The sequence below is a fragment of the Vibrio sinaloensis DSM 21326 genome, from assembly GCF_000189275.1.
Classification (GTDB): Bacteria; Pseudomonadota; Gammaproteobacteria; order Enterobacterales; family Vibrionaceae; genus Vibrio; species Vibrio sinaloensis.
In genome coordinates, this window is the sequence record NZ_AEVT01000067.1 from 79,051 (window position 1) to 91,825 (window position 12,775).

Genomic DNA, 12,775 nt, shown 5'->3' on the forward strand with positions numbered 1-12,775 from the left:
AGGAGTTAACAAGTGAAAAAGTGGCTTGTTGCATTTGCTTCTCTATTGGTTTTGGCTGGTTGTGAAAAACCAGCAGAACAAGTTCATCTGAGCGGCCCAACCATGGGTACGACTTACAATATTAAGTACATTTCTACGGAAGGTATTGCTGCGCCTGAAGCGTTGCAAAAAGAAGTTGATCGACTGCTTGAGGAAGTAAACGACCAAATGTCTACCTACCGCAAAGACTCAGAGTTAAGTCGCTTCAACCAAAGTCAGTCAGCGGACGCGTTCGAGGTTTCACCACAAACAGCGACAGTGGTGAAAGAAGCTATTCGTTTGAACGGTCTTACTCAAGGTGCATTGGATGTAACGGTTGGACCATTGGTGAACCTTTGGGGCTTTGGCCCAGAAGCGCGACCTGAAGTGGTACCAACGGATGAAGAATTAGCCGCGCGTAAAGCCATGACAGGTATTGAACACTTAGCGGTGGAAGGCAGTACGTTAAGCAAAGACATCCCAAACCTTTATGTTGATTTGTCGACCATTGCTAAAGGTTGGGGTGTGGATGTGGTTGCTGATTACATTCAATCGCAAGGTATCGATAACTTTATGGTTGAAGTTGGCGGTGAGATGCGCCTGAAAGGCGTCAATCGTGAAGGCGTTAAATGGCGTATTGCGATTGAAAAGCCATCGGTAGAGGAGCGTTCAATTCAAGAGATTATTGAACCAGGGGATATGGCAGTCGCTACATCGGGTGACTACCGTAACTACTTTGAACGCGATGGTATCCGTTATTCACATATCATCAACCCAGAGACGGGTAAGCCTATCAACCACAAAGTCGTGTCGGTTACTGTATTAGATAAGTCTTCGATGACAGCGGATGGTCTAGCGACAGGTCTGATGGTATTGGGCGCAGAGCAAGGGATGAAAGTTGCCGAAGAGAACAACATTGCTGTGTTTATGATTGTGAAGACAGAAGATGGGTTCCAAGAACTAGCGTCATCGGCTTATAAGCCGTATATGAATAAATAATTACTAGTGAGCATGTCAATATGAATACATTTCTAATTACCTTTGGTGTGTTTTTGGCCGTGATAGCAGCGATGTCGATCGGTTACATCATCCAGAAAAAAGTAGTAAAAGGCAGCTGTGGCGGCTTAGGTGCCGTCGGGATCGATAAGGTGTGTAACTGCCCTGAACCTTGCGATGCGCGTAAAAAGCGTGAAGCACGTGAGGCGGCGCGCCAAGAAAAACTTGCAGCTTGGGAAAAAGATCGCATAGCGTAAAGCCCAGCCAGCCATTAAATAAAAAAGCCCAAGTAGAAATACTTGGGCTTTTTTGTTGGCGGTTTCTTAGTCGGTAATTAACGGTGATTCAGTTGGTTACGACCATCTTCTTTCGCTTTGTATAATCGGTCATCGGCAATTTTAATTTGCTCCTCAAGAGAGCCTTGTTCACTGCATACGCCAATGCTGATGGTGACATTAATCTGCTTGTCTTTGTGCTTAATTGGTGTCTTTTCGATGCGTTGGCGCATCTTCTCCAATCGCGTCACGAATTCACCTTGTTCTGTACAAGACTGAATACAAAACTCTTCGCCCCCAAAGCGAACGACCACATCGTCAGGAAAATAGATCTTGAGAATGTTGGCGACGGTGATCAGCGCCGCGTCGCCGCCGTCGTGGCCATAGCTATCGTTCACACCCTTAAAATGGTCTATGTCAAGCATGGCGATGCTTCGTTCTTCGCAACCTGAGCAGTCTTGATTGAACAAAAAACGACGATTCCACAGACCCGTGAGAGCATCTTGATTAGCCATTCGGTAGAGATTGTCTGTGGCCTCTTTCATATCCAATAGCTGGTGAACGCGGCAGTAGAACTCTTCGTGGTTAAAAGGCTTATTGAGAAAGTCATTCGCACCAGCTTTTAGAAACCGGGCGGTCATAGTGCTATCGGCGCTGCCTGATAAGCCAAGAATCGCGAGGCTGTTTTTATCATACTGTTGGCGGATCTCTCGCGTCATGGTGATACCATCTTTCGCGGGCATATCGTGGTCGGTGATGATAAACGTAATGTCGCTATTTTCAGCCAGCTTATGCATTGCTTCGCTACCATTGACTGCCTGCGTTGTCTTTATGTACTGATGCTCTAACAGTTGTGCGACGTGGCGGCGAACGGTTTGTGAATCGTCTACCACAAGTGCATGGTGCTGGACATTGTTAATGAGGCGCTTTGCGAGCGGAAGTAAATAAGAGACCGACGCCATACTGTCTTTTAAGATGTAGTCGACAACCCCTTTAGCAAGAACACGATCTCTAGTCTCTTCATTGAAGGTACCAGTCAAGACAATTGCTTTTTGTTCCTTGCTTAGTACCAGATCAATGACTTCACCGTCTTGGGCATCAGGCAAGCAGTAATCAAGCACGGCAAAATGAAAGCTACCATGCTTTTCAAGGGCTTTTTCTGTGTCCGCGTAGGTTTCACAGTCGATAACAGTACAACCGAGAGTCGCTAATTGCTGGACAAGGTAATTGCGGTAGGCGCGGCTATCTTCGACAACCAACACTTTGTTACTCAACCTATTTACTCCTGAATTCGGGACATCAGTTTAATAATAACCATATATTTTGATAGTTCTATAACCAGATTGAAAAAGTGCCGCTTAATTTTACAGTTGGATCAAATCTGGTAATTAATTATACTGTGTTTATGTACAGGTTTGAGCGCTAGCTATGGGCAGTCCGAAGAATAAGAAAATCATCCATGTTGATATGGACTGCTTTTACGCAGCGGTAGAGATGCGTGATAACCCAAGCTACCGCAACCGACCAATTGCAGTTGGTGGCCATGAAAAGCAACGAGGCGTACTAAGTACTTGTAATTACGAAGCTCGTAAGTTTGGTATACGTAGTGCAATGCCAACAGCACGTGCTTTGCAACTCTGTCCTCAGTTGCTGGTCGTTCCAGGCCGGATGCACGTTTACAAACAAGTTTCTCAGCAAATTCGAGAGATCTTTTCTCGCTATACGCAGTTAATTGAGCCGCTTTCATTAGATGAAGCGTACTTGGATGTGACGGAATCTACCCAGTGTCATGGTTCCGCAACGCTAATTGCCGAAGCGATTCGTCACGATATTTGGACTGAGCTGCAACTGACAGCGTCTGCGGGTATTGCCCCCGTTAAGTTTCTCGCCAAAGTGGCTTCTGACATGAATAAGCCCAATGGCCAATATGTTATTCCACCTGACAAGGTCCAAGAAGAGGTAGATAAGCTGCCGCTTGAGAAAATCCCAGGTGTTGGCAAGGTCAGCTTAGAGAAGTTGCACCAAGCGGGTTATTTTACCGGTAAAGATATTAAAGAGAGTAACTACAGAGACTTGTTGCTCAAATTTGGTCGGTTAGGGGCTTCGCTATGGAATAAGAGCCATGGTATCGATCCCCGAGAGGTTGTGGTTGAACGGGAACGAAAATCTGTTGGTGTCGAGCGAACGTTTAGTGAAAACATTTCGAGTTACGATCAGTGCTGGCAGGTCATTGAGGAAAAACTGTTCCCCGAACTGGAGAAGCGACTTGAAAAAGCCTCTCCGGATAAAGCCATCATTAAACAAGGTATCAAGCTTAAGTTTGCTGATTTTCAGTTAACCACCATTGAGCATATCCACTCTGAACTTGAGTTGGATTATTTTAAACAGCTACTCAGCGATATATTGAAGCGGCAGCAAGGCCGTGAGATTCGTCTATTGGGCTTAAACGTCATGTTGAAGCCCGAAATTCAAACCAAACAGTTGAGCTTTTTCTAGCCCAAGGTTTCCACGTGTTGTTTTACTTGAGCGAAAGGTATCGATTCCAATTGGCCAAATCCTGATAAAGAGCGCGCTTTGATCTTTGTGAAGGCTGGGGTAGTAATCCCGCAAAGGAATTTCACCTTCATGTTGAGTGTTAACCGTTCGGCGGCTTTCTGCTCAAGTTGTGTTAGCCATTGCTGTGTCTTTTGCGTGTCGAGCGATATGGTATCTTCACTAGGTAATGTCGCTACTTGGCCTCGACAAACACTACAGTGCCCGCACTGGCTGGGTGCTTGTTTGTCACCGAAATAGCTCGCTAGATTGGAGCTTAAACAGCGGGTAGATTCGAAAAAATCTAGTAAGGTATGAATACGCTGTATATCACTGGTTTCCTTGTCGAGAAACAGAGTGGCTAATTGATGAGCTAGTTCTTGAGAGGCGACTTCGCTAGGCTGTACACGATATACTTCTGTCATTAACTTACTTTCGAGTTCGATCCAACCTTTCTCGTTGAAGTAATCGAGCGCCGCGATGGCTCGGGAGCGCTCGCCTTGGAACTGTTGCCACAAGGTATCAAAGTCCACTTGGCACCAAGTTCTCGCTTGAGGCGCACAGTTAAATAACGCGCGAACGAACTCTTGTCGCTGTGGATCAAATTGATCGGTAATGTACTGTTTGTCGACCAAAAACTTGAACCGATAATCGGCAAAGTAACTGTACTGGGCACTGATCAAACCTTTCAGTTCCATATAAACCAGTAGTGTTTTAAGCGGTAACTGACGAACATTACTTTCACTTGCAAGGCGGCTTAATACGACTTCCCATTGAGGGGAGGAATGGATGGCTTGGTTGATAATAAATTCAATCTCACCGCTTTCTGGTGTGTCACCGTAAATGAAGTTCTCTAGGGTGCTGATGGCGTTTTTATTTGCTAATAAGGTGCAATAAGACATATGCCCATCTCTGCCCGCTCGGCCAATTTCCTGTGCATAGTTTTCTATCGATTTAGGTAGGTCGTAGTGAACGACTCGTCTGATATCGGATTTATCCACTCCCATGCCAAATGCGATGGTTGCCACGATACAATCGAGGTTCCCGGCCATAAATCTAGATTGGATTTGCTCTCGAGTTTGATTGTCCATACCCGCATGATATGCGCTGCTATTGATACCTTGCTCTAGCAACGCCTTAGCGACATGCTCTGCGGTATTTTGCAAGGTCACATACACTATGCTTGGTTGTGTTGGATCTTGTTTTAATAATGACACCAAGGTTGGTAATTTGTCTTCATCGCGGCAGGGGGAAATGGTGATATCCAAGTTGGGGCGATAGAAGCCCGTGACCACAATATCTGAATCATCAATAGCGAACTTGTCTCGCATGTCTTTGATGACCGATTCAGTCGCCGTTGCTGTGAGCAGCAGGGCTTGTGGGATATTAAATTCGCGCAGATATTGGGGAAGTTTCAAATAGTCAGGACGGAAGTTGTGTCCCCATTCCGAGATACAGTGCGCTTCATCGACCACCAATAATGAAATTGGGATTTGAGAAATAAACTGACGAAAACGCTCATTTTTGAGTCGTTCGACCGAAATCATCAGCACCTTGGTTGCCCCTTGTCTAACTTGCTCCATCACATGCAAGGTTTCTTCTCTCGTCTGGCTAGAGTCAATCGATGCGGCAGGGATTTGTTTGCTATTCAAAAAGGCCAATTGATCCTTCATCAAAGCCAGTAGGGGGGAAACGACAAGGGTTAGGTGCGGAAGTGTTACCGCAGGCAATTGATAACACAATGACTTGCCTGAGCCTGTTGGAAAGATAGCTGCCGCCGAGTGGCCGGCAAGGACCTTTTCTACGACTTGCTGCTGACCGGGTCTAAGAGAGTCGAAGCCAAATGTTTGTTCGAGAGTTGCTTGAATATTAGTATCTAGCTTTGATTCACTCATAGGGTGTTATTCCGGTTTCTTTCACAGTCAATGAGCTCTATTCTAGGGGGATTCGAGTCAATGGAACATGGTTTTAGTATGAATAAGTTGGAGCTAAAACAGATTATTCTCGATTTATTGGAGAAAAAACGGCAAGTCGCACAAAGCTCAGTGCAAAGAGCGATAGAATCGGCCACGGATGAAGAGACCGTTCCTGAGCACAAGTACGATACTCTCGCACTCGAGGCGGCTTACCTCGCGCACGGACAAGCCATGCGCCTGCAAGAATGCGAACAGGAAATCAGGCAGATAACGGATCTTGAGTTACCTGTCGCACCGAGCAATGTTGTGATGGGAAGTTTAGTCTACGTTAGCGATTTGGATGAGGTCGAACATTGCTATTTTATGGCTCCATGCTCTGGAGGCCTTAAGGTAACCTTTGGCGAAACTGAAGTGACACTTGTGACCTTTGAGTCGCCTTTAGGCCGAGCTTTAAAGGGGAGAATGTCGGGTGACGAAGCTGAGTATAAGGTTGCAGATACGATGTTTAGTTACCAAATAGAAACCATTAGCTGACATAATAACTTTGGTCATTTGTTATGGTGAAAGTGAATTAACACAGTGAGAAGAGTATGAAAAAGGTATTACTGACACTTCCATTACTGGTCTCGAGCCAAGTGTTTGCGGCTCAATGTCATGTGGATTTGAAGAATGAAGTTCACTTAAATGACAATACATTAGAAATTCATCAAACCAGTGGTGATACTGCGATAGTCGATGGCAATAACAATCTGACCATTCACGGTGAGCGGGTTGAATTGAATGCTGAACAAAAGCAAGCCATCGATGATTACCGTCAAAGCCTGAATGATTACTTACCTCGGGCGAAACAAGTGGCTCAAGATGGTCTCGCGCTGGCTAACGATATTATTGATGATGTCGCCGAGAGTTTTAATGCACCAGAGGCGTTTGATGGCGTTAAGCAGTCGATGAAGCAGTTCTATGAGGATGTGGAATCGCGTTACTACAAAAACGGCGACCTGATTTTACCAGCAGAGAGCTTTTCCTCTTTCGCTGATACTTGGACTGAAGACCTTGATAAAGCAATGTCGCTGTTTAATGAAGAGTTTATCACCAGTGCCTTTGACGTCATGTCTGACAAGATGAAACAAGAAGGTGGTTTAAACTTAACGGAAATGGCGAACTCAATGGCGGAGTTGAAAGAACGGATCGCTAAACGCATGGCTGAACATCAAACGGAAATTGAACAGCAGAGTAAAGAGTTTTGTGACTCGTTAGATGACATGGCTGAGCAGGAGCAACAACTGCACAAGAAGATTCCTGAACTGAAAGATTATCAAATTTTCACCATCTAGTTTGAAAGAGCACCGCAAGGTGCTCTTTTTGTAGACAACTCATCTATGATTGTGTTTAATTCACGCTCTTTATTGACATAGCGTACATTATCTCGCGTGCAGATATCTCATTTCTCCATTAAACAGCTCACCATACTAGCCTCGATCATGATGGCTGGTACGTTTGTTGTTTGTTATCTCTCGTTTCGCTATTTCTGGACTTATGATGCGGCTATGGAGCAAGTCCATGCTCAACAGCAAGAAGAGGTGCATCGAGTTAAGACGCTGCTAGATATTCAAAAGTCTAATCTGGCGCAGGGTTTGGTGGATTACGCAGCTTGGGATGAAGTCGCTAAGTTCATTCAAGGTCAAAGCAACGACTTTTTAGACAGTAGCCTAAACGAGCACTCCTTTGCCGCACAACAAATCAACGGTATTTTCATTTTTAACGCTGATGTCTCTTTAATCTGGGGACGCTTGTACGATTACATCTACAAGCAAGAACTTTCCTATGAGGAAATTCGCTACAAGTTCGGTAGCTTGTTGGCAGACAGTTTGCGCTCTCGTACCGACCAGATTACGCCTTTTGTGCAGTATCTGGTGCTGAATGGTAAACCTCACTTAGTTGCCACCTCTCGCGTTTGTAATAGCGATGGTATGGATTGTGATAAAGGTTATATGATGTTTATCAAGCAGATTGGTGACCAGTTTAGTCAGACATTGATGCAGGCGACGGGGCTCGACGTTGATATTTGGACTAAGCAACAAGCACAAGCGAGAAACTTTCAGCCAAGCGCTGACGTTTCTGTGATCGAGAAACTCGACTATCGCAATCAACCAAACGTGTGTGTCATCATTCGCCATCTTGCGACAACCCCTCCTTTTATTACTTGGAAAGAGCTGAGCGCGCTATTGGCGTTTGCTTGTTTTATGTTTGTCTTCAACCTGTCTGTGGTACACATCATGGTTAAGCCGATTACTCGTGCTAGATACGCATTGGACAGTTTAAGCAAAGGGCAATCCTCCCAGTTAACCGATCAAGATACCTTCATCTCTTATGAAATGCGCGATTTCGTTAATCGAATTAACGAGATATTTAATCAGCTTGAGTTAAAACAAAAAGAACTAGAATGGTTAGCCTTACATGATGCATTAACGACGGTGGGTAACCGACGCAGCTTGCAGCAGCATTGGAGTCGTTTGCTTGAAGGTCAACCACGATGTACCAGTGTGGTTTTGATTGATATCGATTTCTTCAAGCCTTTTAATGACAACTATGGCCATATTGAAGGCGATAAGGTGCTACAAATAGTGGCGAAAACGCTTCAGCATTGCGATAGTGACTGCGATAAGTTTGTTGCACGTTTTGGCGGCGAAGAATTTTGTGTGATTTTAAGTTCAGACTCTCCAATCGACAGTATCGAAGAAGCGAATCAATTAAGAGTGGCTATTGAGCAGTTGCAGATTGCGCACGAATTTTCACCTATCTCTTCCTACCTCACGATTTCAGCAGGGGTCGTTGAATGCCGACTCACTTCATCAGATAAGCTACAAGATAAAATTCGACTCGCAGACGCGGCGTTATATGCAGCCAAACAACAAGGCCGTAATCGACTTGTTGTTCATGTCGATGATTGAACTCTGCGTTTCAAATGTTTTACAGGAGTAATCGCCTGTAATTTAGGCTATAAGTTGGTCATATCCTCTAAAAGTATTGATGTGGGTAATTAATTATATTAGTGTACTAGCTAACTAGTTCATTGGTGCAAATAGAGTAGTATGGCACAAGTAGACACATCTCAAACTCGTGAGCATTTTGGCTCCCGCCTCGGTTTTATTCTCGCAGCTGCTGGCGCAGCGGTTGGTCTTGGTAACATCTGGGGATTTCCCACACAAGCAGCAAGTAATGGTGGCGGTGCTTTCTTACTTGTCTATTTAGTGATGATCCTTGTGGTGGCTTTCCCTATGCTGGTGGTCGAAATGGCGATTGGCCGCCATGGCCAAGCGAATCCAGTTGATAGCATGCGTTCACTTACTAGTAACCCTGTTGGCAAGCGTGTCGGTGCTGCCGTTGGTTGGATAGGGCTAAGTGTGCCGAGTGCGGTATTGGCTTTCTACAGCATCGTCGGTGGTTGGTTGATTTGTTTCTTACTTGGCGCTGTGACTGACGTCTTAGGAATGGAAGCGGCGACAGCTTGGTTTAAAGGCTTTAGTGTTGAACGTAACCTTTTTGGTACCATCACGTTTTACGTTCTCACTATTTTAATCGTTCAAGGTGGTGTCAAGCAGGGTATCGAGAAGTGGTCGACACGTCTGATGCCTGCCCTGTTTGTCCTATTTGGCCTGCTGTTTGTCTACATCATGACGCAAAATGGTGCAATGGAAGGGTTGAAGCACTACTTGATCCCGGATTTTGAAAAAGTGATGGACCGTAAATTGATTCTCGCAGCCATGGGGCAGGGGTTTTTCTCGCTTACTATTGGTGGCTGTTCAATGCTGATTTATGGTTCGTACCTTAGCAAGCGAGAAAACCTGCCTAAAATGGCAATGAACGTAACCTTGGTCGATACTGCTGTTGCATTTATTGCTGGATTGGTCGTGATGCCCGCCATGTTTGTTGCAATGCAAAAAGGCGTACAGATTTATGCCGAAGACGGGTCACTGCTAAGTTCTGATACCTTAGTGTTTACCGTGTTACCACTGATGTTTGATAGCTTAGGTCTACTAGGTCAGCTGTTTGCGATCGTGTTCTTTTTGCTGCTCACCATTGCGGCGTTAACGTCTTCCATCTCAATGTTGGAATGCCCTGTTGCGTTGGTTAGTGAACGTTTTAATACCAAACGTACGCCAACGAGCTGGGTACTTGGCGGTCTGATTGCTCTGTTTAGTGTGGTCATCGTCTACAATTTTGGTGAATTGTTTGGCTTAGTTGCGATGGTTGCTACGCAGTACCTACAGCCAGCAGCGGCTCTGCTATTCTGCTTATTTGGCGGTTGGGTATGGAATCGTCACTCTAAGATCAAAGAATTAGAGCAGGGTTGTCCTGAATTTACTCAAGGCTGGTTTGGCAAAGTGTGGCCAGCTTACGTGAAGTTTGTTTGTCCTGTGCTTGTAGCCACCGTTATCTGGGCATCATTTGGATAACAAATCGCTTTAAAAAATAGCCCGCATTGTGCGGGCTATATTTATGTGACGTTTTTAAGAGGGGGAGTTGATCTGGCCAGTTGTTAGTGGCTCCAAATCCGCATCAATTACCTCTTCAATAAACTCTTCAACCACTTGCTCAACTTCCTCATCATCTTGCGAGAAGTAAGCTAAATGGAAAATCGCGTCCCCTTCATTCACCAGTGGCAGAGTTTGTTGACCGATAACAATGCCGCCTTTGCGAGCGGTGAGTTCAATCTCACTGTGGCCGAGTGGGGCACTGATGTAAGCTAATACTTGGCCTTTCTCAACTTTCTCGCCCAGTGTCACAACCGTGCGCAAAATACCGTCACTCTCTGCTCGTAACCAACTGGTAGACTTAGCGATGACCGGTGTAGGCAGTTTCTTTCTACTGGAGCGCAGCATACCAATTGCCTGCATCACACGTTGCACACCGATGAAACCGGCGCTGATACAAATTGGCTCAAAGCGTAATGCTTCACCCGCTTCATAAGTCAGAACCGGAATGCCCAGGCGTTCAGCCTCGCTACGCAGAGAACCATCACGTAGTGGAGCATCGACTATCACTGGCGTAGCGAACGCCTGAGCAATACGGAGTGTTTCTGGATTACTTAAGTCTGCACGTATTTGTGGCAGATTGGTGCGGTGTATTGCACCTGTGTGTAAATCCAGAATGTAATCGCAACGCTTCGCCACTTGTGAGAAAAAGGTGTTTGCCATCCGAGAGGCAAGAGAGCCCTTTTCACTGCCTGGGAAGCAGCGGTTCATATCACGTCTGTCAGGCAGATAGCGTGATTTATGAATGAAACCAAATACATTCACAATCGGGACTGCAATCAGCGTCCCCTTGAGCTTTTCGGCATCTATGGTATCAATTAACTGCCTGACTATTTCAACGCCGTTGAGTTCATCACCATGGATCGCTGCGTTAACCATAAGGACTGGCCCTGCTTGCTTGCCATTAATGATCTCGACTGGGATCGATAGAGGCGAATGGGTATAAAGCTTCGCTGCTTCTAACTCAATAACCTTACGCTCTCCCGGCGAGATAGACTCGCCGAGAAATTCAAACATGTTATTTTTTTTAGCCTTTGCCACGAGTTTTAGTCCTTTTACTTGCCGCATTTTTCTCAATAAATTCGACAATCATTCCAGCTATGTCTTTACCAGTTGCGGCCTCAATACCTTCAAGACCTGGAGATGAGTTTACTTCCATCACCAATGGACCACGCTCAGATCGTAGCAGATCGACCCCGGCCACATTTAGACCCATTATTTTCGCTGCAGCGACTGCGGTACGGCGCTCTTCTGGTGTGATCTTAATTAAAGATGCACTGCCACCGCGATGTAGGTTAGAACGGAACTCGCCTTCCGCACCTTGACGCTTCATTGCCGCAATCACTTTATCACCGATGACAAAGCATCGAATATCCGCACCACCCGCTTCTTTGATGTACTCTTGCACCATGATGTTTGCTTTTAGGCCCATGAAGGCTTCAACAACGCTTTCTGCTGCTTTGCGTGTTTCAGCAAGAACCACACCGATACCTTGAGTGCCTTCTAGCAGTTTAATCACCACTGGTGCACCGCCAACCATCTCAAGTAGATCTTTCACGTCATCAGGCTTGCTAGCAAAACCAGTGATTGGCATGCCGATGCCTTTGCGTGACAGTAGCTGCATTGAGCGTAGCTTGTCGCGTGAGCGAGTAATTGCCACAGATTCATTGACCGGATACACACCCATCATTTCGAACTGGCGCAATACTGCTGTTCCATAGAAAGTCACCGATGCACCGATTCGAGGGATGATCGCGTCAAATCCAGAGAGCTCCTCACCTTTGAAGTGGATTTCTGGTTTCTCTGAGTTGATATTCATGTAACAACGTAGTGCATCGATCACTTTGACTTCGTGACCACGGTTTTGTGCCGCTTCAATAAGACGCTTAGTTGAGTACAGGTTCGCGTTGCGAGACAGAATACCAATTTTCATTATTTGCTTTCCTCGAAAGGGACTAAAAACGATTCAACAGGGTCGACAATGATGCGATCGTGCATTGCAGTGCGACCTAATAACATGCGAAAAGCCATGTTTTCGCGATTAGTTAAGGTAATTTCTATTGGCCAACTTTTTCCACCTAGACTCAGTTCAGACTCAATCACATAGCGTGATTCTTCGTGGCCACCTGAATCGCGTACGATACGCTCATCAATTACTTTAGCTTCACATAATGTTTCGAAATCCGTGTCATGTTGTTTTGGGTGAATCCAGAAGCGGACCCACAGAGCTTCGTCCTTTTTAAAGCTCTCTACTTTGAACGCGTGTAAGCAAGACGTCCTAGCTCCGGTATCAATTTTTGCGTTAATTTCATTAATACCTAAACCTGGCAGGCTAAGAGTTTCTCGCCAACCGACTAATAGTTTTTCTTTCATCGCAGTAACATAATTTTAGAGAGTATTTAAGACGCTCGAGTGAAGTGAGCATCCCCAACATAACACGGTCGAATTGTGCCGAGTCTTGTGCTTGAAGAGGGTAAGAATCTACCCAAAGGCGCTTCAAGGA

Annotated in this window: 12 protein-coding genes; 7 read left to right on the plus strand and 5 right to left on the minus strand. The window is 45.5% G+C overall.

What is annotated here, in order from left to right; all coding sequences use genetic code 11:
- The first annotated feature begins 12 nt into the window (after nucleotides 1-12).
- A complete protein-coding gene (locus tag RH45_RS11865; RefSeq protein ID WP_008077450.1) occupies nucleotides 13-1,017 on the plus strand; it encodes an FAD:protein FMN transferase in 1,005 nt (334 codons plus the stop codon).
- Between the two features lie 20 nt (nucleotides 1,018-1,037).
- A complete protein-coding gene (gene nqrM / locus RH45_RS11870; protein ID WP_008077451.1) occupies nucleotides 1,038-1,271 on the plus strand; it encodes a (Na+)-NQR maturation NqrM in 234 nt (77 codons plus the stop codon).
- A 77-nt stretch (nucleotides 1,272-1,348) separates the two neighbouring features.
- On the opposite strand, the gene RH45_RS11875 is transcribed toward nqrM, so the two are convergent.
- Nucleotides 1,349-2,563: a GGDEF domain-containing response regulator gene (locus RH45_RS11875; protein ID WP_008077453.1), complete on the minus strand. Its 1,215-nt coding sequence runs from the start codon at nucleotides 2,561-2,563 to the stop codon at nucleotides 1,349-1,351.
- A 154-nt stretch (nucleotides 2,564-2,717) separates the two neighbouring features.
- On the opposite strand from RH45_RS11875, the gene dinB reads away from it, so the two are divergent.
- A complete protein-coding gene (gene dinB / locus RH45_RS11880) occupies nucleotides 2,718-3,785 on the plus strand; it encodes a DNA polymerase IV (protein WP_008077455.1) in 1,068 nt (355 codons plus the stop codon).
- On the opposite strand, the gene RH45_RS11885 is transcribed toward dinB, so the two are convergent.
- Complete coding sequence (locus tag RH45_RS11885) at nucleotides 3,782-5,716, minus strand: RecQ family ATP-dependent DNA helicase (protein WP_008077456.1); 1,935 nt, start codon at nucleotides 5,714-5,716, stop codon at nucleotides 3,782-3,784. The genes dinB and RH45_RS11885 overlap by 4 nt on opposite strands.
- Nucleotides 5,717-5,794: 78 nt before the next feature.
- Here RH45_RS11885 and RH45_RS11890 point away from each other — a divergent pair, with 78 nt between their 5' ends.
- The 4 genes from RH45_RS11890 to RH45_RS11905 all read left to right on the plus strand — a co-directional run bounded on the left by RH45_RS11890 (nucleotide 5,795) and on the right by RH45_RS11905 (nucleotide 10,194).
- Nucleotides 5,795-6,271, plus strand: a complete 477-nt coding sequence (locus RH45_RS11890; protein ID WP_039958571.1) for a GreA/GreB family elongation factor — start codon at nucleotides 5,795-5,797, stop codon at nucleotides 6,269-6,271.
- Nucleotides 6,272-6,327: 56 nt separating this feature from the next.
- Nucleotides 6,328-7,071, plus strand: coding sequence for a YggN family protein (locus RH45_RS11895; RefSeq protein WP_008077461.1), 744 nt, complete (start codon nucleotides 6,328-6,330; stop codon nucleotides 7,069-7,071).
- Between the two features lie 96 nt (nucleotides 7,072-7,167).
- The gene (locus RH45_RS11900; protein ID WP_039958567.1) at nucleotides 7,168-8,688 is read left to right on the plus strand and encodes a sensor domain-containing diguanylate cyclase; all 1,521 of its coding nucleotides are present in this window, start codon (nucleotides 7,168-7,170) and stop codon (nucleotides 8,686-8,688) included.
- A gap of 141 nt (nucleotides 8,689-8,829) precedes the next feature.
- Nucleotides 8,830-10,194 (plus strand): sodium-dependent transporter, encoded by a 1,365-nt coding sequence (locus RH45_RS11905; protein WP_008077465.1) that lies wholly within the window; start codon nucleotides 8,830-8,832, stop codon nucleotides 10,192-10,194.
- Between the two features lie 54 nt (nucleotides 10,195-10,248).
- Here the strand turns inward: RH45_RS11905 and RH45_RS11910 are convergent, their stop codons facing one another.
- The 3 genes from RH45_RS11910 to RH45_RS11920 are packed head-to-tail and all read right to left on the minus strand — an operon-like array spanning nucleotide 10,249 to nucleotide 12,645.
- A complete protein-coding gene (locus RH45_RS11910) occupies nucleotides 10,249-11,340 on the minus strand; it encodes a succinylglutamate desuccinylase/aspartoacylase family protein (protein WP_039958568.1) in 1,092 nt (363 codons plus the stop codon).
- Nucleotides 11,300-12,205: a 30S ribosomal protein S6--L-glutamate ligase gene (gene rimK / locus RH45_RS11915; RefSeq protein ID WP_008077467.1), complete on the minus strand. Its 906-nt coding sequence runs from the start codon at nucleotides 12,203-12,205 to the stop codon at nucleotides 11,300-11,302. Before rimK ends, RH45_RS11910 begins: the two co-directional genes overlap by 41 nt.
- On the minus strand, nucleotides 12,205-12,645 hold the full coding sequence (locus RH45_RS11920; RefSeq protein WP_008077468.1) for an ATP-dependent zinc protease family protein: 441 nt from the start codon (nucleotides 12,643-12,645) through the stop codon (nucleotides 12,205-12,207). Before RH45_RS11920 ends, rimK begins: the two co-directional genes overlap by 1 nt.
- Nucleotides 12,646-12,775 lie beyond the last annotated feature (130 nt).

What these genes read in the sequence shown, in the direction of transcription:
- nqrM (WP_008077451.1), top strand. Translation starts at nt 1,038, where the DNA reads ATGAATACATTTCTAATTACCTTTGGTGTGTTTTTGGCCGTGATAGCA.
- dinB (WP_008077455.1), top strand. Translation starts at nt 2,718, where the DNA reads ATGGGCAGTCCGAAGAATAAGAAAATCATCCATGTTGATATGGACTGC.
- RH45_RS11885 (WP_008077456.1), bottom strand. Translation starts at nt 5,716, where the DNA reads ATGAGTGAATCAAAGCTAGATACTAATATTCAAGCAACTCTCGAACAA.
- RH45_RS11890 (WP_039958571.1), top strand. Translation starts at nt 5,795, where the DNA reads ATGAATAAGTTGGAGCTAAAACAGATTATTCTCGATTTATTGGAGAAA.
- RH45_RS11895 (WP_008077461.1), top strand. Translation starts at nt 6,328, where the DNA reads ATGAAAAAGGTATTACTGACACTTCCATTACTGGTCTCGAGCCAAGTG.
- RH45_RS11905 (WP_008077465.1), top strand. Translation starts at nt 8,830, where the DNA reads ATGGCACAAGTAGACACATCTCAAACTCGTGAGCATTTTGGCTCCCGC.
- RH45_RS11910 (WP_039958568.1), bottom strand. Translation starts at nt 11,340, where the DNA reads ATGCGGCAAGTAAAAGGACTAAAACTCGTGGCAAAGGCTAAAAAAAAT.
- rimK (WP_008077467.1), bottom strand. Translation starts at nt 12,205, where the DNA reads ATGAAAATTGGTATTCTGTCTCGCAACGCGAACCTGTACTCAACTAAG.
- RH45_RS11920 (WP_008077468.1), bottom strand. Translation starts at nt 12,645, where the DNA reads ATGAAAGAAAAACTATTAGTCGGTTGGCGAGAAACTCTTAGCCTGCCA.